The following is a 23,424-nucleotide window of genomic DNA, read 5'->3' as shown; positions in this document are numbered from 1 at the left end:
TAGACCATGCGTAACTTCCGTCTGCTACTCGGCGCCGCGATCCTGACGCTGCCCGTTTCCTCGATCCCGACCGCAGCCGTGCACGCTGCGGAGAACGCGACGTTCGCGTCGCTGTCGAAGCGCTATGTCGATGGGCTGGCCCGGCTGAACCCGTCGTCGGCGACTGGGCTTGGCGATCATCGGTTCGACGCGCAGGTCACCGATATGTCGGCGTCCGGGCGTGCCAAGCGCGAGGCGTTCTCGAAGGCGATGCTCGCCGATCTCCAGCGGATCGATCGGAAAGCCTTGTCGCGCGAGGAGCAGGTCGACGCGGCGTTGCTCGACAATGCGCTGCGCTACGACATCTGGGATGCGGAGACGCTACGCGGCTGGGCGTGGGATCCGCAGGTCTATAACGACATCGCCGGCAGCTCGCTCTACTCGCTCGCCGCGCGCGATTTCGCGCCGTGGCCGCAGCGTCTGAATGCAGCGACGGCACGGATGGAGGCGCTTCCCGCACTGCTGGCGCAGGCGCGCGCGAACATCGTGGTTGCGCGTGTGCTCTCGATCTACGCGACGACGGTGGCGAAGCAGAACAGCGGTATCGTCGACATCGCCGAAAGCATGCTCGCGCCGCACAAGACGGAGTTGTCGGCTGCGGACGCCAAGCGCTTCGACGCGGCCCTCGTGACGCTGAAGGCGGCAGTGGCCGAGCATCAGGTCTGGCTCGACAAGACGCTCGTGCCGGGCGCGAAGGGCGACTTCCGCCTCGGCGCGGCGCTGTACGACAAGAAGCTCGGCTTCGCGCTGCAATCCGATCTCACCCGGACCGAAATCAAGCGGCGCGCACAAGCTGCGATCGTCGATACGCGCGCGCAGATGTACGCGATCGCGCGGCAGATATTCGGCGCAAAGCCGGGCGCGCTGCTGCTCCCCGACAAGTCGTCCGACGCGCAGCAACAGGCGGCGATCCAGGCCGCGCTCGAACTCACCTACGCCAAGCGTCCGGCACGCGACGGCATGATCGACGCCTCGACCAAGGCGTTGGCGCAGGCGACCGCGTTCGTCCGCGAAAAGGGGCTAGTCGGGATGCCCGACGGTCCGGTGAAGATCATCACGATGCCCAAGTTCCAGCAGGGTGTCGCGGTCGCCTATTGTGACTCACCGGGTCCGCTGGAGAAAAACCTCGGCACGTTCTTCGCCGTGTCGCCGATCCCCGACGATTGGACCGAGACGCAGGCGACGTCGTTCCTCAGCGAATATAACGACTACATGATCCACGATCTGGCGGTGCATGAGGCGATGCCGGGGCATTTCCTTCAGCTCGCGCACGCCAATGCGACGCAGTCGACGCTGCGCGCGGTGCTCGGCTCCGGGCCGTTCATCGAGGGCTGGGCGGTGTATGCCGAGGGGATGATGGCGGACGAGGGCTATCTGAACGGCGATCCGCTCTTCAAGCTGACCGTGCTGAAAATGCGGCTGCGCTCGATCTCGAACTCGCTGCTCGACATCGGCATCCATACCGAGGGCATGACGCGCGAGCAGGCGATGCAGCTGATGACGCACACCGCGTTCCAGCAGGAGCGCGAGGCGGCCGGCAAATGGGTCCGCGCGTCGCTCGGCTCGACGCAGCTGCTGAGCTATTTCACCGGCTATTCGGAGCACATGGCGCTGCGGGACGAGGCGAAGAAGCGTGAGGGCGCGAAGTTCGACCTGAAGCGCTACAACGACGCGCTGCTGGCGCATGGTTCGCCGCCGGTCCGCTACGTCCGCGAACTGCTGCTCGACCTGCCGATCGGGTAAGCGCCGGTCGCTTGACCCGATCTGCGAATGCTGTGACCCTGCTCCGATAAAAAGAAGTCATCGGAGGGGGGTCATGGCCGCAGCATTTCGTGGGCGCCGTACAGAGTTCCGGCGTTGACCGGCCCGCTCGCCGGCATCCGGATCGTCGAGCTTGCCGGGATCGGGCCCGCGCCGTTCGCCTGCATGATGCTCGCCGATCACGGGGCGGAAGTGATCCGGATCGAGCGCCCGGACGCAAAAAGCGGCGGGCCGGGCGGCGATCCTGCCAAGGACATCCTCCTGCGATCGCGGAAAACGATTGCGGTCGATCTCAAGTCCGCCGCGGGGATCGGCGTCGTCCGCGATCTGGTCGCGTCGGCGGATGGTTTCGTCGAGGGGTTCCGGCCGGGCGTGACCGAACGACTGGGGCTCGGGCCGGAGGTGCTACTCGGGCTCAGGCCGCGGCTCGTCTATGGTCGTATGACAGGCTGGGGGCAGGATGGGCCGTACGCGCAGGCTGCAGGGCACGACATCAACTATATCGCGCTGGCGGGCGCACTGCACGCGTTCGGGCGTGCGGGCGAGAAGCCGACGCCGCCGATCAACATGGTCGGCGATTTCGGCGGGGGTGCGATGATGCTCGCATTCGGCATGGTCAGCGCGTTGCTCCATGCGCGGACGACCGGGCAGGGGCAGGTGATAGACTGCGCGATGACCGATGGCGCGGCGTTGCTGATGAGCATGATCTGGAGCTTTCACGGGCAGGGCCTGTGGCGCGACGCCCGCGGCGTAAACCTGCTCGATAGCGGCGCCCATTTCTACGATACCTATGCCTGTGCCGACGGGACATACGTGTCGATCGGCGCGATCGAGCCGCAATTCTACGCCGTGCTGCGCGAGAAGGCGGGACTGGCGGCCGATCCCGCGTTCGACCGGCAGATGGACCCACGCGGATGGCCGGCGCTCAAGGAAAGGGTGGCGGCGATATTCGCAAGCCGGACTCGCGACGAATGGTGCGCGCTGCTGGAGCATAGCGACGCCTGTTTCGCGCCGGTCTTGTCGCTAGCCGAGGCGCCCGCGCATCCGCACAATGTCGCGCGCGGCACGTTCATCGAGGCGGGGGGGGTGATCCAGCCGACGCCTGCACCGCGCTATTCCGTTACACCGACGGTCGCGCCACGCATGGCCGATGGGCAAGCCGACACGGCGCGTGTTCTCGCGGAAATCGGATATTCGCCAGCATCTATAGCAGCGTTGACGGCGGAGAAGGTTATCGCCTGAAGCAGGACGCGGTTCCGGTCCTGTCCGGCATGGCGGTGCCTAGGATCGATGGTCGCGCGTTCGCAGCGGTTTCGATCGATCGGCCTGCGGGTATGATCCGGTATGCTGGTGTGGGCCGGTGCTTTCACACCGGCCCGGTAGATTAGTTGCTATCCGAATCGTCGCTATCGCCATCGATTGCGAGGTACAGACCGCCGCCAACCGCGACAGCGGCGAGTGCGACGATGATCAGGCCGCCGTCGCCGGCGATCTTGCTCTTGTCGCCGGTTGCCGAGCCCGAGCGAACGGACTTGCTCACCGACAGGCTGCCAGCGGGGCTGGTCGGTGCAGCGCTGGCGGCGACAGGTGCAGCAACGAGTGCGAGGCCGGCCGACGCCATGGCCAAGGATTTGATAAACATTACAAAGTCTCCCGAAAGCACGGCGAACACCACCGCGGCCTACAAAAACGTTCCTGCACGGTAGATTGTTCACAAAGTTTAAAGATCGACGCCCTGTTTCTTCCAAAATTGAAATTAGACGGTCCGTTCGACCTGGGCCTTCGCATGTCTGCTTACGTCTGGTGATTGGCCGCCGGATGATTGTTTCGCCTGAAACGAAAGCGATAGCGCCAGAATCGATCGATTCCCGGCATCCGGTTCAGCGCGGAGAGCGTCGCTATCGACCGACGAACAGACCGGCGAAAAAATTGGTGGGCCCGGCAGGAATCGAACCCGCAACCTAGCCGTTATGAGCGGCCAGCTCTAACCGTTGAGCTACAGGCCCCACCGCCGCCTGCGTTAGCGCAAGCGATCATCCGGCAAAAGGCCGCACAGCAAATGCGCAAAGAAAAAGGGCGCCCCCGAAGGAACGCCCTTTCCGACACTAAATCCTATCGAGCGTAGAAACGCCCGACAGATTTTAGTTCATGTTGTCGGTCTTCTCGTCGGCAGCGTCACGGACGTTGTCGGCAGCTGCGTTCATGTTGTCGGCAGCGTTCTCGAGCACGTCGGTAGCGACTGCGTTCGAGGTGTTGTCCGCCATTGCGTCCATGTTGTCAGCCTGCATTTCCATGTTGTCAGCCAGCATGTCCGCGTTGTTCTCAACGGCGGCGGCTTCTGGCGACTTGCTGCAGGCTGCGACGGACATCAGGCCGGCGGCAGCAGCGATCAGAACGATCTTCTTCATTCGAATGCTCCCAAGCATAGTTTCACTCGCGGCCGACCCGATTGCCGTCGCGAAGTCACGTCAAATAGCGGACCCCGGCGGGCGGTCAATCCGCTAAATTCATCTGTCCGCAAGGTTTGCGGCAGAACGATGACGTTTCGGTTGCTGCAACTCGTCACTTATGGGGCACGATCGGGCCGATTTCCTCGGGCGCATTGGCGACCGTCGCGATCATCGCGGTCCACGCCGCGACGTTCTGGCGAAGCTGTTCGGGGTCGATCAGATCCAGCGTATCCTCGGGCGTGTGGTGGTAGTCGAAGTAGCGCAGACCCGACTGGTTGAGGTCGATTCCAGCGACGCCCGTCGCAATCACCGGGCCGACGTCGGTGCCGCCGTGCGGCGTATCGGCCCCGCGGATGATCCCGAGCGGGGCAAGCGCGACCGCCAGGCGGTCCTCGATGGGCTTGGCAGCGGCGGGCAGGCTGCTCTCGAACCGCCAGACGCGGTCGGCACCGAAATCCGATTCGGCGGCGGTCGCGTGACGCTCGCCGGCATGCGCCTTGGCGTAGGCTTGGCCCCCGAAGCCGCCGCTCTCTTCGTCGCCGAACCAGACGACGCGGATTGTGCGACGTGGGCGCTGGCCGCTGTCCATGACGATCTTGGCGGCGGCCGCGGTGATCGCGATGCCCGCGCCGTCGTCGATCGCGCCAGTGCCGAGATCCCAGCTGTCGAGATGGCCACCGATCAGCACGATGCCCGCCTTGGGGTCCGTGCCGGGAACCTCGGCGACGACGTTACCCGATTCCTGCATCCCGGCCTGCTTGTCTTCGAGCACCAGCTTCAGCGTCACCGGCTTGCCGAGCTTCACCAGCCGCTCGACATGTTCGGCGTCCGCGACCGACAGCGCCGCGGCGGGGATCGGCGTCACGCCCGCCTCGAAATTGGTGTTGCCCGCGTGCGGCCCGCGGCCGTGATCGGTGCCGATCGACCGGATCACGATCGCCGCCGCGCCCTTCTTGGCGGCGACGTTCGGTCCGACGAAGCGCGCGGTGCCCTGCGATCCATAGCTCGACCCGTCCTGGGTCGGCTGCATCGCGTTGGAGACGAACGCGATCTTGCCCTTCAGGCTGCCGTCGGCGGCGAGCGCCAGGTCGTTGTACGTGGGAAAATACACGATCGGCAGGGTCAGCCCGCCCGGCGGCGTCGCGCCCGAATTGCCGAGGCCGACCAGATGCAGCTTCTGTGCATAGGGCGCGACCAGCTCGCCACTCTCCGTGCCGCGCGACCAGACCGGCAGCTGGTATGGCTCGATCCGAACGTTCTTGAACCCGAGCGCCTTCAGCTTCGCCACCGACCAGGCGCGCGCCCGCGGTGCCGCCTCGGTACCGGTCATCCGCGGGCCGACCTCGGTCGTGATCCCCTCGACGATCTTGTAGGCAGTGTCGTCGGTCAGCGCCTTGTCGCGGAGTGCAGCGACCTTCGCATCCGCCGCAGTCGGCGGGGCGGCGGTGCGCTGCGCCGACAGGGGGGAGGTGAGGGCGGAGGCGGCCAGCGCCGCGAGCAGGGTGCGTTTCATCATGGGGGCAGCGTATGTCGGCGCTCCCCGTTTGCCAACGGCTCGCCGCATCGCTATCTGCGCACGTCAAATCCCGCCCTTATTCAGAACGGAGCTCGGCACCCACATGGCCGTCCAGTATACCTACGTCATGAAGGGTCTGTCGAAGACCTTCCCCGGTGCCAACAAGCCCGTTCTCAACAACATACACCTGCAGTTCATTCCGTCGGCCAAGATCGCGATCATCGGCCCGAACGGCTCGGGCAAGTCGACCTTGATGAAGATCATGGCCGGCATGGATCCCGATTTTACCGGCGAGGCCTGGGCAGCCGAAGGCGTCAACGTCGGCTATCTCGCGCAGGAGCCCCAGCTCGATCCGACCAAGGACGTCATGGGCAACGTCAAGGATGGCGTCCGTCCGGTCGCGGATCTGGTCGACCGGTTCAACGCGATCTCGGCCGAGATGGGCGATCCGCAGGACGACACCGACTTCGATGCGCTGATGGAAGAGATGGGCGAGCTTCAGGCCAAGATCGACGCCGTCGACGGCTGGGCGCTCGACAGCCAGCTCGAGCAGGCGATGGAAGCGCTGCGCTGCCCGCCGGGCGATGCGTCGGTAGTTAACCTGTCGGGCGGCGAGAAGCGTCGCGTCGCGCTCTGCAAGCTGTTGCTGGAGAAGCCGCAGATCCTGCTGCTCGATGAGCCGACCAACCATCTCGACGCCGAAAGCGTGTCGTGGCTGGAGAACTACCTCAAGGAATATACCGGCAACGTCATCCTCGTGACGCATGACCGCTACTTCCTCGACAACGTCGTCAACTGGGTGCTCGAGCTCGATCGCGGGCGCTACTACACCTATGAGAGCAACTATTCGGGCTATCTGGAGAAGAAGGCGCAGCGCCTCAGCCAGGAGGAGCGCGAAGAGGCCGGCAAGCAGAAGGCGATCGCCGACGAACTGGCGTGGATGCGCCAGACCCCGAAGGCGCGCCAGACCAAGTCCAAGGCGCGTATCCGCGCGTTCGACGAGCTGATGGAGAAGCAGGAGAACCGCGTCGCCGGCAAGGCCGCGATTCTGATCCAGCTGCCGGCGCGTCTTGGCGGCAAGGTGATCGAGGCAAAGGGCCTGACCAAGTCGTACGGCGACAAGCTGCTGTTCGACGGTCTCGACTTCACGCTGCCGCCGGGCGGCATCGTCGGCGTGATCGGTCCCAACGGCGCGGGCAAGTCGACGCTGTTCAAGCTCATCACCGGGCAGGAAACGCCCGACGAGGGCACGATCGAGGTCGGCTCGACCGTCAAGCTCGGTTACGTCGACCAGAGCCGCGACGATCTCGATCCGAACAAGAACGTCTGGCAGGAAATCTCCGACGAGCTGGAGATCTTCCGCTTCGGCAAGCAGGAGATGGGCACGCGCGCATACGTCGGCGCGTTCAACTTCCGCGGGCCGGACCAGCAGAAGAAGGTCGGCCAGCTGTCGGGCGGTGAGCGCAACCGCGTCCACATGGCCAAGATGCTCAAGGAGGGTGGCAACGTCCTCCTGCTCGACGAGCCCACCAACGATCTCGACGTCGAAACGCTGCGTGCTCTCGAGGAGGCGCTCGAAACCTTTGCCGGCTGCGCCGTGGTGATCAGCCATGACCGCTTCTTCCTCGATCGCCTCGCGACGCACATCCTCGCGTTCGAGGGCGACAGCCATGTCGAGTGGTTCGAGGGCAATTACGCGTCGTACGAGGAGGACAAGCGCCGCCGCATGGGCGACGCCGCCGATCGGCCTACGCGTCTGGCGTACAAGAAGCTGACCCGCTGAGGACGATGCCGGTCGTCGAACACCCCCCGGGCGGTACCAACGCTCCCGCTGCTGGCGAACTCGAATATCGTCTTCGCCAGCAGTCGATCCTGGCCGATTTCGGGATCGAGGCACTGCGCGCGCGGGATCTGGATCCCATGCTGCAGCGCGCGACCGAGCTGTGCGGCGAGGGCATGCGCTCGAAATACTGCAAGTTCCTTGAATATCGCCCCGAACAGGACAGCCTGCTGGTGCGTGCGGGGATCGGCTGGGAGCCGGGGGTGGTCGGGTCGACCGAGATGCGGACCGATCTCGGCTCGCCCGCCGGGTTCGCACTGGAGACGGGCGAGCCGGTGATCTCGAACCATCTCGAGAACGAGCAGCGGTTTCGCACGCCCGAGTTCATGGCGCGCCACAAGATCCGGCGGGCGATCAACGTGCTGGTCGAGACGTCGGGCAAGCGCTTTGGCGTGCTCGAGGTCGACAGCCCCGATGAGGGCCAGTTCGAGCCTGCCGACTTCGCGTTCATGCAGGGGTTTGCGAACCTCATCGGCGTGGCGATCGAGCGGCAGCAGGCGGAGCAGCGGCTGAGCGAGGCGATGGAGCATCAGGAGCTGCTCACGCGGGAGGCCAGCCACCGCGTGAAGAACAGCCTCGCTTTGGTCTCGGCGATGCTCAACCTGCAGATGCAGGAGGACGACGATCCGCGGATCCGGCGGCTGCTCGGCGACGCGCAGGCGCGGATCACGGCGATCGCGCAGACCCACGACCAGCTGTGGCGTGGCGATCAGGTTGGCATCGTCGCGCTCAACGATCTGGTCTGCGGGATCGCGACGGGGCTGGGCGAGCAATCTCTCAACCACCGAATCGACTGCGATATCGAACCGATCCTGATCAGCGCGGATGTCGCGATCCCGGTCGGGTTGCTGGTCACCGAACTCGTCACTAACGCGATCAAATATGCCTATGGCGACGCGGGCGGCGTGATTTTGGTCTCGGTACGCAGCGCGGACGGGCGGATCGTGTTGACGGTGTCCGACAAGGGCGGTGGATTGCCGGCGGACTTCGACCTCAAGGCGGCGTCACGCAAAAGTCTCGGGATGCGGATGATCGGCAGCCTCGCGCGGCAGTTGCGCGGGACCGTGACAATCGAGAACGCCGCGATCGGGACCTGCGCGACGCTGGAGGTGCCCGATCCGCGGGTAACCGAGACTTAAATCCCGCGGGGCGGCCGGTTCAAACCGGCGCCATCACCCGGATGATCCCCGCCGCGACCTTAGCCGTCACCGGTGTCCGTGCCAGCACCTCGCCGTCGATCGAAATAGGCAGCGGCGGGATCGTGTTGATCTTCAGGCTCTGCCCCCGGAAATCGCGAACCTTTTCGTGCCGCGATTCGAGCCGGAAGACGCTCGAGACCCAGTTCTGCACGAGCCGGCGCTTCACGTGGCCCATCACCGCCTGGACCACGATCTCGCCCGAGTCGACGGCGGCCGCATCCACCAGTTCGGTGCCGCCATGATAGGGCCCGTTCGATATGCGGACCTCGACGACACGAATCTTCACCGCGGTCGACCCTTCGCCGACGATCAGCGTGAACGGGCGGAACCGGAGATATTGGTAGGCCGCCCAGGTGAGATAGCCGACCTTGCCGAAGACCTTCTTCAAACCGTGCGGTACGGTGGCGGCGATTTTCGGGCTGATGCCCATCGCCGCGCAGTTCGCGAAATAATCGCCGTCGATCATGCCGAGATCGATACGGCGCGGCTTGCCGGTCCGGATCACCTCGACCGCGCCCTCGATGTTCAAAGGAATGCCGAGCGTCCGGGCAAAGCTGTTGGCGGTCCCGAGCGGCAGTACGCCAAGGATCACGTCATGGCCGACCATCAGGTCGACCAGCCCGCTGACCGTGCCGTCGCCGCCGCCGAGAATGAGCAGGTCGGGCTTCTTCGCCAGCGCGCGCAGGACGGTCGCTTCAAGGTCCTTCGGATCCTCGACCGCGTGCGCGTCGACCTCGTAGGGCAGTCCCGACATTGCGGCGCAGGCGCGCTTGAACAGCTTCTGTCCTTTACGCGACTTGGCGTTGACGACGAGCGCGGCGGAGGTGATCGTTTCGTTCGACATGGGGCCCTCAACGCACCGGATGCGGTTTCGCACCCGTAACGCTCATGGGTAAAGCTTGATCCGCCCGCGGTCATCCCGCAAAGCCCGGGCATGACCGCAAGCTATCCCGCGCTTCGCCTCCGTCGCACCCGCGCCTCCGCCTGGAGCCGCCGCCTCCATGCCGAGACCGTGCTGACCCCCGCCGACCTGATCTGGCCGCTGTTCGTTGCCGAAGGAGAGGGTGTCGAGCAACCGATCGCCAGCCTGCCAGGCGTGTCGCGCTGGTCGGTCGACGGGATCGTTGCGCGAGGCCGCGAGGCGCGCGACCTCGGCATCCCGTGCATCGCGCTGTTCCCGTACACGCAGGTCGAGCGCCGGACCGAGGACGGCCGCGAGGCGCTGAACCCCGACAATCTGATGTGCCAGGCGATCCGCGCGCTGAAGGATGCGGTGCCCGAGGTCGGCGTGCTGACCGACGTCGCGCTCGATCCGTACACGAGTCACGGCCATGACGGGCTGGTCGATGCGGCGGGCTATGTCGTCAACGACACGACCGCCGAGATGCTGGTTGCGCAGGCGCTCAACCAGGCCAACGCGGGCGCGGACATCATCGCGCCATCGGATATGATGGACGGCCGGATCGGCATGATCCGCAGCGCGCTCGAGGCGGAGTCGCATCATAACGTCCAGATCATGTCCTACGCCGCCAAGTACGCGAGCGCGTGCTACGGACCGTTCCGCGATGCGGTCGGATCGCGCGGGCTGCTGAAGGGCGACAAGAAGACGTACCAGATGGACAACGCCAACGCCGAGGAAGCGCTGCGCGAGGTCGCGATGGACCTGGCGGAGGGCGCCGACACGGTGATGGTCAAGCCCGGCCTGCCGTATCTCGACATCATCGTCCGCGTCCGTCAGGCGTTCGAGGTGCCGGTGTTCGCGTACCAGGTGTCGGGCGAATACGCGATGATCGAGCACGCGGTCGCTGCGGGCGCGGTGGAGCGCGACGTGATGGTGCTGGAGACGCTGATGTCGTTCAAGCGCGCCGGATGCTCGGGCGTGCTGACGTACCACGCGGCGCATGCGGCCAAATTGCTCGGGTGATGATCGAGACGGAGCGGCTGATCTTGCGCGGCTGGCGCGGCGACGATGCCGCGGCGCATCACGCGATGTGCAGCGATCCGGCGGTGATGGCGTATCTCGGGCCGGCACCATCGTTGGCCGATTCCGCTGCGGTGGTAGCGCGCCAGAACGCGACCCTCGCCGACTATGGCGCGTGTTTCTGGGCGCTCGAACGGGGGGATACCGGCGCGTTCATCGGCTGGTGCGGGATCAAGCCCGGCCCGATCGGTACGCCGATCGAGGGCGAGCCGGAGATCGGCTGGAGCCTCGTGCGCGAGCATTGGGGGCAGGGTTACGCGCGGGAAGCGGCTGAGGCGGCGCTCGCCTGGGGCTGGCGGGAGCTGAGTTTGCCGACGGTCTGGGCGATTACCGTGCCAGCGAACCAGTCGAGCCGTGCACTCATGGAACGGCTCGGTATGGGCCGCGTAATCGATGGCGATTTCGATCACCCCAAACTTGCCGAAAACGACGCCCTCCGCCGCCACATCCTCTACCGGATCGACCGTCCCGCTTATGTCTGAGACCCCGTTGATGGCGCGCTGGTGCCGGACGATGTTCGTGGCGACGATCCTGACCGGATCGTTCCTGCTGTTCCTCGTCCAGCCAATGGTCGCGCGGATGGCGCTGCCGCGGCTGGGCGGCGCGCCCGCGGTGTGGAACTCGGCGATGCTGGTGTACCAGGCGCTGCTGCTCGCGGGCTATGCGTACGCGCATTGGCTCGGGCGGGTGCGGCCCCGCGCGCAGGCGGCGATCCACCTCGGCGTGCTGATCTTCGCGGCTTTGTGGCTGCCGATCGGGCTGGTCGCGATGGCGCCGTCGGCGGAGGCGCAGCCGGCGCTCTGGGTGCCGTGGCTGCTCGGGCTGTCGATCGGACCGTTGTTCTTCGCGGTCTCCGCGCAGGCGCCGCTGGTCCAGCGCTGGTTCAGTGCGGCGAGCGGCGGCGGCGATCCCTATGCGCTGTACGCCGCCTCCAATCTCGGCAGTTTCGCAGGGCTGATCGCGTACCCGCTGCTGGTCGAGCCGCTGATGGCGGTGCACGGGCAGAGCTTGCTGTGGAGCGGCGGCTATCTGCTGCTGATCGTGCTGGTGCTCGCCTGTGCCACCCGCCTGCCCAGGACCGCGGCGGTCGACCACGTCGCCGCGACCAGCCCGCCGCCGGGCGCTAAGCGGATCGCGCACTGGATCGCGCTGGCGCTCGTGCCGTCGGGGATGATGCTGGCGACGTCGACCTATATCTCGACCGATATCGTCGCGATGCCGTTGCTGTGGGTGATCCCCCTCGGGCTGTACCTGCTGAGCTTCAGCGTGGCGTTCGCGAACGACCGCTGGCTCGCCGACCTGCTGACGCGGATCGCGCCGATCACGATATTGCTGTTCGGCGGCATCATCATGGGCGGGATGAACGAGCGCCCGTTCTTCAGCGCAGCCATCGCGCTGGTCCTGCTGTTCATGATCTCGGTTGCGCTGCACACCGCGCTGTACCGCAAGCGGCCCGCGCCCGATCGGCTGACCGGCTTCTACCTCGCGATGTCGGCGGGCGGCGCGCTGGGCGGCGTGTTCGCCGCGCTGGTCGCGCCGGTGGTGTTCGACTGGACGTACGAGTATCCGCTGTTGATCCTGGCTGCCGGGGCGCTGGTGCCGCAGATGTATCTGTTCGGCCAGTTCCGGAGCATCTGGATGGCGAAGGGGCGGACCCAGTGGATCGCGCTCGCGGCGATCACCGCCGTGGTGGCGGTCGTCGCCGGGCTGCGGATCACCGATCCCAGCGGGGTCTTCGGCGAGAGCCGGCAGGGGCTCGATTTCCTCGTCATCGCCGCGCTGGGCTTTGCCGTGATCGGGGCGCGCCTGCCGTATATGATCGTGCTGGCCGGCTCGCTGGTCCTGTTCGGCGGCTATCGCGCGCTCGAACTCTCGATCGATCCGGGCGCTCGGGTACGGAGCTATTTCGGCGTCTATACCGTCCGCGACGAGCCCGGACCCCATGGCGGCCTGCGCGAGCTCGATCACGGTACGACCGTGCACGGCATCCAGTTGCGGGGTTCGCCGGAGCGCGAGCGGACGCCGACCACCTATTATGCGGCGGGCTCCGGCGTCGGGCAGGCGATGCAGGCCGCCCCCGCGCTGTACGGCCCGCGCGCGCGGATCGGCGTCGTCGGGCTCGGGACGGGCACGCTGTCGTGTTACGCACGACCGGGCCAGCGGTGGCGGTTCTACGACATCGACCCGGCGGTGGTGCGGATCGCGCGCGATACCGGCCAGTTCACCTATCTGTCGCGGTGCCTGCCGAACCCGGAGATCCGGATGGGCGACGCGCGCGTGGCGCTTGCGCACGATGCGTCGAACAGCCTCGATCTGCTCGCGCTCGATGCGTTCTCGTCGGATTCGGTGCCGATGCACCTGATGACGCGCGAGGCGTTCGCGACCTATGGCCGCGTGCTGGCGCGCGACGGATTGCTGCTGGTGCATATCTCGAACCGGTTCATCGATCTCGAACCGGTGATCGCGGCGGCCGCGCGGGAGGGCGGCTGGATCGCGGTCGAGATGAAATATCGCCCGTCGAGCCTGCTGGTCGACCGCGCCTCGGCGTCGGACTGGGTGGCGCTGTCGCGCGACCCGCGCGGGATCGCGGCGTTGCGGGCGAAGGATCTGGATTGGACTGCGCTGACGCCGCGCGAGGGCTTTGCGGCGTGGACCGACGATTACTCGACGATTTTGCCGTTGTTGAAGGGGTTCTGAACCTCTTGTCCTCCCCCGCCAGGGGGAGGTGGCGCGAAGCGACGGAGGGGGAGGGCACGGAACGAGCGTTGCGCTTACCGCCCCCTCCGTCTGGCAAGTGCCAGCCACCTCCCCCTGGCGGGGGAGGATTAGAGGAGCGCGTTAAGCCGCTGGCATGCTCGCCTGGATGCGGTCGATCGTTTCGCTCTGGCGATCGGACTCCGCCTGCGCCTTCGCTCGGATCGTCGCGAGTGCAGGGTAATCCGGCTGCAGCTTCGCCGCGCGGTCGGTCGCGAGCGCCTCGATATCGGTCACCAGCGACGAACCCTGCGCGCGCCAGTCGTCGAGCCCGGCGAGCGCGGTCTGCGCGGTGATCCACGCATCGCTGCCGACCGCCGCGCCGCGTGCCGACCGTGCCAGCGCCTCCGCCTTTGCAGCATCGCGCGTGAAGCCCGACGTGATCGCATCGAGCTTGCCCGAGATCGCCGTGATCTCCCTGTCGAGCGCCGGATCGGGTGCCGCGACCGTCGTCTTCACCTCGGGCTCGGCGAACCCGAGCTTCTCGACCGGGCGCAGACCGAGCGACGGATAGGTGTTCGGATCCTTGCTGCACGCGCCGGTTGCAAGGACCAGCGCGAACGATGCGAAGCGGAGCGAAAAGGCGTGTTTCATGTCCGCCGCTCTATGCCGGCCGGCGCCCGTGCACAACTTTCTCGCGGCAAACCCTTGCGCCCCCGAAAATGCCTGCTATCAGCGCCCCTCCAGTGCACCCATAGCTCAGCTGGATAGAGCATCAGACTACGAATCTGAGGGTCGGGCGTTCGAATCGCTCTGGGTGCACCAGGATTTTCCGCTTCATAGCGGGCTTGTCGAACCGGACACGGGACGGCGATGCACCCATAGCTCAGCTGGATAGAGCATCAGACTACGAATCTGAGGGTCGGGCGTTCGAATCGCTCTGGGTGCACCATTTTTCATCATCGGGTCTTCAGCCATGCGGCGATGCGATCGAGCAATCGTGACGTCGCATCGACGCGTCCGCCGAATTGCAGGAACGCGTGGATCATGCCGTCGTATCGGCGGTGATCGACCGCGACGCCGGCCTCGCGCAGTCGTTGGCCGTACGCTTCGCCTTCGTCACGCAGCGGGTCATTCTCGCATGTTACGAGCAGGGTCGGGGGCAGGGCGCTCAGGTTCTCCGCCAGGATCGGCGAGGCCCGCGGATCGGTCCGCGCATCCGGCGATGCGAGGTACAGGTCGATCTGCCGCTCCAGCGAGGCGGCGTCGATGACGTTGCCATCCTCGCTTTTGCGCGACTCATACTCGGTTTCGCTGCGCAGGTCGGTGTTCGGGTAGAGCAGGATCTGGCCGCTCAGCGCCGGGGCGTTTTCCGCAACGGAGCGTGCGGCGAGGGCGGTTGCGAGCGTGCCCCCGATGCTGTCGCCCGACACGACGATCCGCGTCGCGTCGATATCGAGCGCTGCGGCTTGCGCGACGAGGCCCGTCAAGGCCGTCCAGCTATCGTCCAGCTGCGCGGGAAAGCGGTGTTCGGGCGCCAAGCGATAGGCGGGGGCGGCGACCAGCCAGCCGGTCCGGTTGGCCAGCGCGCGCAACACCGGGTCGTGACCCTCGATCGACCCCGCAATCGCCCCGCCGCCGTGGATGTAGAACAGCAGCGGCAAGGGGCCCGGTTTCGGCCGATACAGGCGCACGACCAGCGGCCCCGCCTCGGATGGCAGCAGCAGGTGCGTGATCGCGTGCACCGGTTCGGGTTCGCCCGAGAACGTCTTGAGCAGGGCGGTTTGATAACGGAAATCCGCCAGCCACTGTGCATCGTCCGCAGCGGGGTCAACGTCCGGCGCCAGCGTCGCGATCGAGTCGAGTATCGTCTGGGCCTGTGGATCCACCTGCATCTCCTTCGGGCATGGGACGTTTGGCGGTTGCCACGGGTTCCCGGACGCGCGTGTTGCGACTTTGGACATGGCCGCGCGTTTGGCCCGTAACGGATTTGAAGGAGATCGTGATGAAGCGGACGGGCAAGGGATTGATTGGTGGTGCGGTGCTGGCGGCGGTGTCGGGGATCGGGCTGTCGCTCTATTCGAGTCGGGTCGCGCGCAAGGCCGAGGAACTGGTGCCCGCGGAAGGCCGCTTCCTCGACGTGGCGGGTGCACGGCTGCACTATTTAGACGTCGGCTCCGGTCCGACGATCGTCATGGTCCACGGTCTTGGCGGGCAATTGCGCAATTTCAGCTATGCGCTCGTCGACCAGCTGAAGGACGAATATCGCGTGATCGTCGTCGACCGGCCGGGCTCGGGCTATTCGGTCGCGACCGGCAACACGACGCCGGGGATCATCGCGCAGGGGGCGATCATCGCCGACTTCATCCAGAAGCTCGGGCTCGATCGGCCGCTGTTCGTCGGCCATTCGCTGGGTGGCGCGATCGGGCTGGCAGTGGGCCTCGACCATCCGCATCTGGTCCGCGCACTCGCGCTGATCGCGCCGCTGACGCAGCCGCTGGAACAGGTGCCCGAGAGTTTTCGCGGACTGGCGCGGATTCCGTCGGGTGCGCGGCTGGCGTTCGCGCAGGTGCTGGGCACGCCGCTGAGCCGCCTGACCGCTAAGAAGACGCTCGAGGGTGTGTTCGCGCCGGAAGCGGTGCCCGAGGATTTCGTGACGCGCGGCGGCGGTGCGCTATCGGCGCGGCCGATCGCGATTGCGGCGGCGGCGGCGGATCTGGCTGGCGCGAACGACGACGTGACGGCGATGACGGGGCGGTATTCGGAGATCGGCGTGCCGACGCGGATTTTGTTCGGGCGGCAGGATGCGATCCTCGATCCGGCGTGGAACGGTCATCGGACGGCGGCGGTGATCCCGGTGGCCAAGATCGACACGATCGAGGGCGGCCACATGATTCCGATCACTGCGCCTGAGGCGTGTGCGCGGTTTGTGAGAGCTGCGTTCGCGGCTGGGTGAGTTGGGGCTTCGGATTTGAACCTGCCCGACCAACGGAACACCACCCCGGCGAAGGCCGGGGCCCAATTGGAAAGGTCGATGTAACTAAGGACGGCGCTCCGTTAGCGACGTTCTCCAATTGGGCCCCGGCCTTCGCCGGGGTGGTGGCCGCGTAGTTGGGACTGACGTGCGCTGATCGCACACCAGCTCCCGGTCCTTGTTCTCCCGCGAAGGCGGGAGCCCAGTCTGGGCTCCCGCCTTCGCGGGAGAACACGCTTTAGGTTGCGTTCAACCCGCGACGGGGAGCTTTACCTTGCCCTCGTCATCGCGCTCCAGCGGACCGTAGGACAACACGACTTCCAGCAACAACGGTCCGCCATAAATGTGCGGGAACAGCTGCCCCCCGCGCGACTCCTCCCACTTCACGTCGTCGCCGAGCGCTTCGAGATCAATCGCCGCGATGTGCAGGTCGGACTGCCCAGCGAAGTGCTTGTCGACCGTATCCGTCAGCTGTTCGGCGGTCGAGAGGTGGATATAGCCGTCGGCCAGATCCACCGGTGCCCCCGCGAAGCTCCCGCTTTCCAGGGTCGCCAACTGCTCCCCCGTCAGCACCTTATAGGCGATCGGATCGCGGCTCATTCGCCGTCCTCCGGGCCCGCGGCGGTATCTTCGCCGATCGTCGCGCCGGTATCCGGTGCGATCTCTGGCACCGCGTCGGCCAGGTTGATCTCGGCGTCTTCCTCGGTTTCCTCGATCCGTGCGGCCGAGACGACATGCTCGCCCTTCGCCACGTCGAACAGCTTCACGCCGGCCGAGTTGCGGCTGATCACGCGGAGCGACGCCAGCGTCGTGCGGATCAGTTTCGCCTGGTTGGTGACCAGCATCAACTGATGCCCCTTCGCCGCCGCGAAGCTCGCCACCACCGGGCCGTTGCGCGCGATATTGTCGATGTTGGTGATGCCCTGGCCACCGCGACCGGTCTGGCGATAGTCGTACGCGCTCGACAGCTTGCCGTAGCCGTTCTCGCAAACGGTCAGGATGAACTGCTCGCGGTCCTTCAGATCATTGTACCGTTCGGCACCCAGATCATGCTCACCTTCGCGCTCGCCCTTCCAGGGGGCGAATTTGAGGTACGTCTCGCGCTCGTCGGGCGTAGCGCCGACACGGTGCAGGACCGACAGCGAGATGACCTCGTCGTCGCCCTTGAGCGTCACGCCGCGCACGCCGGTCGAGGTCCGGCTCTGGAACTCGCGGACGTCGTCGCCGGCAAAGCGGATCGCCTTGCCAAGCTTGGTCGCGAGCAGCACGTCGTCATGCTCGCTGAGCAAAGCGACGCCGATCAGCTTGTCCTCGGAGTCCTCTTCGAAGCGCATCGCGATCTTGCCGTTCGACGGCACGTTGGTGAACGCATCCATCGCGTTGCGGCGCACGAGCCCGCGCTGCGTCGCGAACATCACGTGCAGACGGCTCCACTCGCTGAGATCCTCCGGCAGCGGAAGTACGGTCGAGATCGTCTCGCCCGGCGCCAGCGGCAGCAGGTTGATCATCGGCCGACCGCGCGTGGCAGGGCCACCCTCGGGCAGGCGCCAGACCTTGTAGCGATAGACCTTGCCGAGGTTCGAGAAGAACAGCACCGGGGTGTGCGTCGAGGTGACGAACAGCTCGGTGACGACGTCCTCGTCCTTCGTCGACATCCCCGCGCGCCCCTTGCCGCCACGCGCCTGTGCGCGGAACGTATCGAGGCTGGTGCGCTTGATATAGCCCTGCATGGTCACCGTGACGACCATGTCCTCGCGCTCGATCAGGTCCTCGTCGTCGATGCCGTTGGCGGCAGCGGCGATCTCGGAGCGGCGCGGCGTGGCGAATTCGTCGCGGATCGCGATCAGCTCGCCGCGCATGACTTCGTACAGCTTCGCACGGTCGCCGAGGATGTGGAGCAGCTCGCCGATCGTCGCGGCAAGTGCCTTCAGCTCGTCGCCGATCTCGTCACGGCCGAGCAGCGTCAGACGGTGCAGGCGGAGATCGAGGATCGCGCGGACCTGCGGCTCGGACAGCTTGTAGATGCCGTCGGCCTGCTTGTCCTCGACCGCCTCGACCAGCGCGATGTACGGCGCGATTTCCTCGACCGGCCATTCGCGTGCGAGCAGCTTGCCGCGGGCTTCGGCGGGGCTCGACGAACCGCGGATGATCTTGACGACTTCGTCGAGGTTGGTGACCGCGATGACGAGGCCGAGCAAAAGGTGCGCGCGCTCTCTAGCCTTGGCGAGTTCGAACTTCGAGCGGCGGGTGATGACCTGCTCGCGGAAGGTGATGAACGCGCCGATGATGTCGCGCAGGTTGAGCAGTTCGGGACGGCCGCCGCGGATCGCGAGCATGTTGGCGGGGAAGCTCGACTGCGCCGGCGTGTGCCGCCAGAGCTGGTTGAGCACCACGTCGACGGTCGCGTCGCGCTTCAGGTCGATGACGATGCGCACGCCCATGCGGCTCGATTCGTCGCGGATGTCGCTGACGCCCTCGATCCGCTTGTCCTTGGCGGCTTCGGCGATCTTCTCGACCAGACCGTTCTTGCCGGTCTGGAACGGGATCTCGGTGAGGACGATCGAGCGACGGTCGCCCTTGCCCTCCTCGACGATGTGGCGCGAGCGAACGATGATCGACCCGCGGCCGGTCTCGTAGGCGGACTTGGCGCCCGCGCGGCCGAGGATGATCGCGCCGGTCGGGAAGTCGGGACCGGGGACGATCTCGAACAGTTCCTCGGTCGTGATCGCGCCATTGTCCATGTACGCGAGGCACGCGGCGATGACTTCGCCCAGATTGTGCGGCGGGATGTTGGTCGCCATGCCGACCGCGATGCCGCCCGCGCCGTTGACCAGCAGGTTCGGGAAGCGCGCCGGCAGCACCGAAGGCTCGCGCTCCGAGCCGTCATAGTTGGGCGTGAAATCGACCGTATCCTTGTCGAGATCGCCGAGTAGCGCGTTCGCCACCTTGCCGAGACGCGCCTCGGTGTAGCGCATCGCCGCGGGCGGATCGGGGTCCATCGAGCCGAAGTTGCCCTGGCCGTCGATCAGTGGCACGCGCATCGACCAGTCCTGGGTCATGCGGGCCAAGGCGTCGTAGATCGAGCTGTCGCCGTGCGGATGGTATTTACCCATCACGTCACCGACGATGCGTGCGGACTTGCGGTAGGGCTTGCCGGCGACGAAGCCGCTTTCGTGTGCGCCGTACAGGATGCGGCGGTGGACGGGCTTCAGGCCGTCGCGGACGTCGGGCAGCGCGCGCGCGACGATGACGCTCATCGCATAGTCGAGATAGCTCGACTTCATCTCGTCGACGATCGAGATCGTGGCGATGCCGGCGGGCTCGCCGCCGGTGGGTTCGGCGAGTGTGGTCTCGTCGGTCAAATCTGAACGCTTTCGGCTTGTGTCGGTATGATCGGATACCTTAGCCGAGGGGGCGACACGTTACCACCCCCGCGCACGCGTACGCACGAGGGGGTGGTATGTTTCGGGGCTATTTGCAGGCGGTCTTGGTCTTGTTGCCGGCGAGCGCGCAATCATACGTAACGGTCTTGCCGTTCGAGAGCTTGGCGGTGACCATGCGACCTTTCCTGACGGTCGTAGTGCGCTTGGCGACCCTGGTGTTGCCCATCGGTGTGGTCGTCCTGGTGGTGGCCGTGTGGGTCACGACGGTCTTCGGCTGGACGGTCTTGGCCTGCGTCGCGGCGATCGCGGCGGTGCCGGACAAGAGCGCGCCGCCGGCGAGGATCGCGAGGGGGAGAGACTTCGTCATGGGGGTATCCTCTCTGTTTCGGCCTTGGTGGACGATGAGCGGAGAGTGCGCCGGGGGACCTGACTGCGTGATGGCAGGCGGGTGAAATCCGCGTCATGGAGGTTGATGAGCGCCGGACGTGGGCGTCGGCGGATCATATGACGCTATTCGCAACGTCACCCCAAATCCGTCACCCCAGCGAAAGCTGGGGTATCCCCGTTTGGCGGGCGGCACTTATCACACGATCATATCCCAGCTTTCGCTGGGATGACGAGTTGGGGCGGGGGGCGGAAGCGATATTGTCCGCGCTACGGCGTTACCTCGACGCCGTCCCACGCGAACAGTTTCCCGCTGTCCGGGGCGCGCAGGCCGTCGATCACGTCGAGCAACTGCACCGCCGCGCGATCGGCCTTGAACAGATTGCCCGGCGTCACATTCCCCTGGAACGGCTTCGACAGCCCGGTATCGACGGTCCCCGGATGCAGCCCCACGACGATCCCGCTGGAGTTGCGCCGTTTGTCCTCGATCGAAATCGTCTTCACCAGCTGGTTCAGTGCGGCCTTCGACGCACGATAGCCGTACCAGCCGCCGAGCTTGTTATCGCCGATACTTCCCACGCGAGCAGACAGCACCGCGAACACGATCCGCCCCGCCTTTGGTGTCACCGGCAGGAAATGCTTTGCCACCAGCGCCGGCCCGATCGCGTTGATCGCGAAGTTGCGTGCCATCCATACCGGATCGAGTTCGCGCATCGCCTTTTCCGGGCCCTTGCTGCCGTCGTGCAGCAACCCCGTCGCGACGATCACCAGGATCGGCGATCCGACACGCGCAGCCGCCGCGGCGATGCTCGCTTCGTCCTCGAGGTCGAGATGGCGATCGCCGCTCTCCGACCGCGAAAAGCCGAAAACCTGATCGAACGCGCCTTCCTCGATCAGTGCCTCTTCCAGCGCTTTGCCGATCCCGCCCGAGGCGCCGATGACGACCGCGCTGCTCACTTGCGCACGAACCGGAACTGCGCGTCGCTGCTGCCCGCCGCGTCATAGGCATACCCGTCGCTGTCGAACCCCTTGATGCCGTCGATGTCGTCGACGCGGTGCTCGACCAGCCACCGCGCGACCATGCCGCGCGCCTTCTTCGCGTGGAAGCTGACGAACTTCTGCGCCTCGCCCTCGCGGAAGTCGATCGCGACGACGCGTATGGAGGAGGGCAGCTTGCCGTCCGCCGCCGCCCAATATTCCTGGCTCGCGAGGTTCACGATCGTCCCCGATCCCTCCGCGTCGACATCGTCCGCGAGCAGCTTGGCGATCCTGTCCCCCCACCAGTCGGTCAGTTTCGTCTTCCGCGGCGCCCATCGCGTGCCCATCTCCAGCCGATAGGGCCGCATCAGGTCGAGCGGGCGTAGCAGGCCGTACAGCCCCGACAGCATTCGCACGTGATCCTGCGCGTAATCCACCGCCGCCTCGTCGAGCGTCTTGGCCTCCAGCCCGGTATAGACGTCACCGGCAAACGCGAACATCGCCGGCCGCTCGGGTAGCGTGTCGAAATCGCGATACCGGTCGGCGTTCAGCTTGGCGAGCGCGGGCGAGATGTGCATCAGTTCCGACAGCTTCTTCTGCGTCAGGTGTGCAGCGGCATGCGCCAGCGTTTTCGCCTCGTCAGCAAACCGTGGCGTGGTGGGCTCGAGCTTGGGTAGTGCGCTCTCGTAATCGAGCGTCTTGGCGGGCGATAGGACAGCGATCATCGTCGCGATTTAGCTATGGCACGAGGCGCGTTCAATCGCCGTTCACGCGCAATCGCACATCAGCGGGATCCAAGCCGCTCGCTTGAACGTATGCATGGCGGACCATATAGCGTCGTCGCGCGCCGCCAAACCGAGGTGGGCCGACGCAGAGGGAGAGTTTCCGCATGAAGACCATTTCTAAGCTTGCACTGGTTGCGGCGTTCGCCACCGGCACGAGCGGCCTTGCGCTGTCTGCGCCTGCGTTCGCCAAGGACAAGAAGGCCGATGCGGCCGACGCGGCCGTCAAGTTGAGCCCCGAAGTCCAGAAGCCGGGCCTCGCTGCTCAGACCGCTTTGGCTGCGAAGGATTACCCGACGGCACAGACCGCGATCGATCAGGTCGATGCGGCGGCCAAGACCGACTATGAGAAGTATATCGGCGCAGCGCTGCGATATCAGCTTGAGTCGGAGAAGCTGGTCGCTGCGCAGACCGCGAACCCGAACGCACCGATCAACGAGACGACCCTGGCAACCCCGCTCGACGCGCTGATCGCCAACCCGGCCACGCCGGCCGCTGATCGTGGTCGTTATGCCTATCGTCGCGGTGCACTCGCGTTCAACGGCAAGCAGTACCCGATCGCGCTGCAGTATTTCTCCAAGGCCAAGGAACTGGGTTACAACGATCCGAACCTGCCGTTGCAGATCATCAAGGCGAAGATGGATAGCGGCGATGTCGCTGGTGCTACTGCCGATCTGGATGCCTCCATCACCCAGATGAGTGCATCGGGTCAAAAGGCGCCGGAAGAATATTATCGTTATGCCGTCGCCAAATCGTATGCGGCCAAGCGCAAGCCCGAAACGATGGCGTGGCTGAAGAAATGGATCACGGCATACCCGACCGCCAAGAACTGGCGCGACGTGCTGATCCTTTCCGGTATCCAGAAGGACGCGTTGATCACGCTCGACGAACCACAGAAGGTCGACATCTTCCGCCTGATGCGCGCGACGAACTCGCTCGCTGACCAGACCGACTATCTGCAATATGCAGACAGCGTGAACCGTCGTGGTCTCCCGAGCGAGGCGCAGGCCGTGCTCAAGGAAGGTATGGCCTCGGGCAAGATCCCTGCGTCTAACACCATGGCAAAGGGCTTGATGGCGGATGCCACCAAGAACATCGCTGCGGACGGTCCCTTGTCCGGTCTCGAAAAGCGCGCCGCGACGGCGCCCAACGGGAAGCTCGCTGCCGGTACCGCGGATGCCTATCTGGGTCAGAACAACTACGCCAAGTCGATCGAGCTATATCGTCTGGCACTGACCAAGGGCGGCGTCGACGCCGATGAGGTCAATCTGCATCTCGGCATTGCGCTCGCCCGCTCGGGTGACAAGGCCGGCGCCGCAACCGCGTTCGCTGCGGTAAAGGGCGCACCCAAGTCGGATATCGCCGGCCTGTGGAACACGTGGCTCGGCGCACCGGCCGCGTAAGCGACCGGGCTCCCGGCTTTGAGGACACGGGGCGGCAGCG

The 23,424-nt window shown here is 65.9% G+C and carries 20 protein-coding genes and 3 tRNA genes; 11 read left to right on the top strand and 12 right to left on the bottom strand.

Translation table 11 applies throughout. The annotated features are described in order from the left end of the window. Positions 1 to 6 precede the first annotated feature (6 nt). Together SPHN_RS04905 and SPHN_RS04900 are read left to right on the top strand one after the other, a co-directional pair. Positions 7 to 1,782 (top strand): DUF885 domain-containing protein, encoded by a 1,776-nt coding sequence (locus SPHN_RS04905; protein ID WP_248521653.1) that lies wholly within the window; start codon positions 7 to 9, stop codon positions 1,780 to 1,782. A 114-nt stretch (positions 1,783 to 1,896) separates the two neighbouring features. Next, a complete protein-coding gene (locus tag SPHN_RS04900; RefSeq protein WP_248521652.1) occupies positions 1,897 to 3,042 on the top strand; it encodes a CaiB/BaiF CoA transferase family protein in 1,146 nt (381 codons plus the stop codon). 142 nt (positions 3,043 to 3,184) lie between these two features. Here SPHN_RS04900 and SPHN_RS04895 read toward each other — a convergent pair whose 3' ends face one another. The 4 genes from SPHN_RS04895 to SPHN_RS04880 all read right to left on the bottom strand — a co-directional run bounded on the left by SPHN_RS04895 (position 3,185) and on the right by SPHN_RS04880 (position 5,766). Continuing rightward, positions 3,185 to 3,442 carry a hypothetical protein gene (locus SPHN_RS04895; protein ID WP_248521651.1) on the bottom strand — a complete coding sequence of 86 codons (258 nt, stop codon included), beginning with the start codon at positions 3,440 to 3,442 and terminating at the stop codon, positions 3,185 to 3,187. Positions 3,443 to 3,730: 288 nt separating this feature from the next. Continuing rightward, a tRNA-Ile gene (locus tag SPHN_RS04890) sits at positions 3,731 to 3,806 on the bottom strand. 135 nt (positions 3,807 to 3,941) lie between these two features. Continuing rightward, positions 3,942 to 4,208, bottom strand: a complete 267-nt coding sequence (locus SPHN_RS04885) for a hypothetical protein (RefSeq protein WP_031393308.1) — start codon at positions 4,206 to 4,208, stop codon at positions 3,942 to 3,944. A 154-nt stretch (positions 4,209 to 4,362) separates the two neighbouring features. Then, complete coding sequence (locus SPHN_RS04880) at positions 4,363 to 5,766, bottom strand: M20/M25/M40 family metallo-hydrolase (RefSeq protein ID WP_248521650.1); 1,404 nt, start codon at positions 5,764 to 5,766, stop codon at positions 4,363 to 4,365. 103 nt (positions 5,767 to 5,869) lie between these two features. Between SPHN_RS04880 and ettA the strand changes: the two genes are divergently transcribed. Then, positions 5,870 to 7,549: an energy-dependent translational throttle protein EttA gene (ettA, locus tag SPHN_RS04875; RefSeq protein ID WP_055880597.1), complete on the top strand. Its 1,680-nt coding sequence runs from the start codon at positions 5,870 to 5,872 to the stop codon at positions 7,547 to 7,549. 5 nt (positions 7,550 to 7,554) lie between these two features. Further along, positions 7,555 to 8,745 (top strand): sensor histidine kinase, encoded by a 1,191-nt coding sequence (locus tag SPHN_RS04870; RefSeq protein ID WP_248521648.1) that lies wholly within the window; start codon positions 7,555 to 7,557, stop codon positions 8,743 to 8,745. 19 nt (positions 8,746 to 8,764) lie between these two features. On the opposite strand, the gene SPHN_RS04865 is transcribed toward SPHN_RS04870, so the two are convergent. Further along, complete coding sequence (locus SPHN_RS04865) at positions 8,765 to 9,649, bottom strand: diacylglycerol/lipid kinase family protein (RefSeq protein ID WP_248521646.1); 885 nt, start codon at positions 9,647 to 9,649, stop codon at positions 8,765 to 8,767. Positions 9,650 to 9,739: 90 nt separating this feature from the next. On the opposite strand from SPHN_RS04865, the gene hemB reads away from it, so the two are divergent. From hemB to SPHN_RS04850, 3 genes are read left to right on the top strand one after another with little or no spacing between them, the layout of a single operon-like run. Further along, complete coding sequence (gene hemB, locus SPHN_RS04860; protein ID WP_248521644.1) at positions 9,740 to 10,729, top strand: porphobilinogen synthase; 990 nt, start codon at positions 9,740 to 9,742, stop codon at positions 10,727 to 10,729. Continuing rightward, complete coding sequence (locus SPHN_RS04855) at positions 10,729 to 11,268, top strand: GNAT family N-acetyltransferase (protein ID WP_248521642.1); 540 nt, start codon at positions 10,729 to 10,731, stop codon at positions 11,266 to 11,268. The genes hemB and SPHN_RS04855 overlap by 1 nt, the downstream gene beginning before the upstream one ends. Next, complete coding sequence (locus tag SPHN_RS04850) at positions 11,261 to 13,483, top strand: spermidine synthase (RefSeq protein ID WP_248521641.1); 2,223 nt, start codon at positions 11,261 to 11,263, stop codon at positions 13,481 to 13,483. Before SPHN_RS04855 ends, SPHN_RS04850 begins: the two co-directional genes overlap by 8 nt. A gap of 141 nt (positions 13,484 to 13,624) precedes the next feature. On the opposite strand, the gene SPHN_RS04845 is transcribed toward SPHN_RS04850, so the two are convergent. Next, positions 13,625 to 14,134 (bottom strand): hypothetical protein, encoded by a 510-nt coding sequence (locus tag SPHN_RS04845; RefSeq protein ID WP_248521639.1) that lies wholly within the window; start codon positions 14,132 to 14,134, stop codon positions 13,625 to 13,627. Between the two features lie 94 nt (positions 14,135 to 14,228). On the opposite strand from SPHN_RS04845, the gene SPHN_RS04840 reads away from it, so the two are divergent. Both SPHN_RS04840 and SPHN_RS04835 read left to right on the top strand, forming a co-directional pair. After that, positions 14,229 to 14,305, top strand: a tRNA-Arg gene (locus tag SPHN_RS04840). Positions 14,306 to 14,355: 50 nt separating this feature from the next. Further along, positions 14,356 to 14,432, top strand: a tRNA-Arg gene (locus SPHN_RS04835). Between the two features lie 7 nt (positions 14,433 to 14,439). On the opposite strand, the gene SPHN_RS04830 is transcribed toward SPHN_RS04835, so the two are convergent. After that, positions 14,440 to 15,369: an alpha/beta hydrolase gene (locus SPHN_RS04830; protein ID WP_248521637.1), complete on the bottom strand. Its 930-nt coding sequence runs from the start codon at positions 15,367 to 15,369 to the stop codon at positions 14,440 to 14,442. Between the two features lie 116 nt (positions 15,370 to 15,485). Here SPHN_RS04830 and SPHN_RS04825 point away from each other — a divergent pair, with 116 nt between their 5' ends. Next, complete coding sequence (locus SPHN_RS04825; protein ID WP_248521635.1) at positions 15,486 to 16,436, top strand: alpha/beta fold hydrolase; 951 nt, start codon at positions 15,486 to 15,488, stop codon at positions 16,434 to 16,436. A gap of 267 nt (positions 16,437 to 16,703) precedes the next feature. Here SPHN_RS04825 and SPHN_RS04820 read toward each other — a convergent pair whose 3' ends face one another. From SPHN_RS04820 to yaaA, 5 genes are all read right to left on the bottom strand, one after another. Next, the gene (locus SPHN_RS04820) at positions 16,704 to 17,054 is read right to left on the bottom strand and encodes a DUF952 domain-containing protein (protein ID WP_248521633.1); all 351 of its coding nucleotides are present in this window, start codon (positions 17,052 to 17,054) and stop codon (positions 16,704 to 16,706) included. After that, complete coding sequence (gene gyrA, locus SPHN_RS04815; protein ID WP_248521631.1) at positions 17,051 to 19,816, bottom strand: DNA gyrase subunit A; 2,766 nt, start codon at positions 19,814 to 19,816, stop codon at positions 17,051 to 17,053. The genes SPHN_RS04820 and gyrA overlap by 4 nt, the downstream gene beginning before the upstream one ends. A 109-nt stretch (positions 19,817 to 19,925) precedes the next feature. After that, the gene (locus tag SPHN_RS04810) at positions 19,926 to 20,204 is read right to left on the bottom strand and encodes a hypothetical protein (protein ID WP_248521628.1); all 279 of its coding nucleotides are present in this window, start codon (positions 20,202 to 20,204) and stop codon (positions 19,926 to 19,928) included. Between the two features lie 287 nt (positions 20,205 to 20,491). After that, positions 20,492 to 21,178, bottom strand: a complete 687-nt coding sequence (locus SPHN_RS04805; protein ID WP_248521626.1) for an SDR family NAD(P)-dependent oxidoreductase — start codon at positions 21,176 to 21,178, stop codon at positions 20,492 to 20,494. After that, positions 21,175 to 21,924 (bottom strand): peroxide stress protein YaaA, encoded by a 750-nt coding sequence (gene yaaA / locus SPHN_RS04800; RefSeq protein ID WP_248521625.1) that lies wholly within the window; start codon positions 21,922 to 21,924, stop codon positions 21,175 to 21,177. The genes SPHN_RS04805 and yaaA overlap by 4 nt, the downstream gene beginning before the upstream one ends. A 164-nt stretch (positions 21,925 to 22,088) precedes the next feature. Here yaaA and SPHN_RS04795 point away from each other — a divergent pair, with 164 nt between their 5' ends. Next, the gene (locus SPHN_RS04795; RefSeq protein WP_248521623.1) at positions 22,089 to 23,384 is read left to right on the top strand and encodes a hypothetical protein; all 1,296 of its coding nucleotides are present in this window, start codon (positions 22,089 to 22,091) and stop codon (positions 23,382 to 23,384) included. Positions 23,385 to 23,424: the final 40 nt, after the last annotated feature.

It is taken from the genome of Sphingomonas faeni, from assembly GCF_023195535.1.
GTDB lineage: Bacteria > Pseudomonadota > Alphaproteobacteria > Sphingomonadales > Sphingomonadaceae > Sphingomonas > Sphingomonas faeni_B.
The sequence above is the reverse complement of the archived record's forward strand: the minus strand, read 5'-3'. Positions and strand labels throughout refer to the sequence as shown.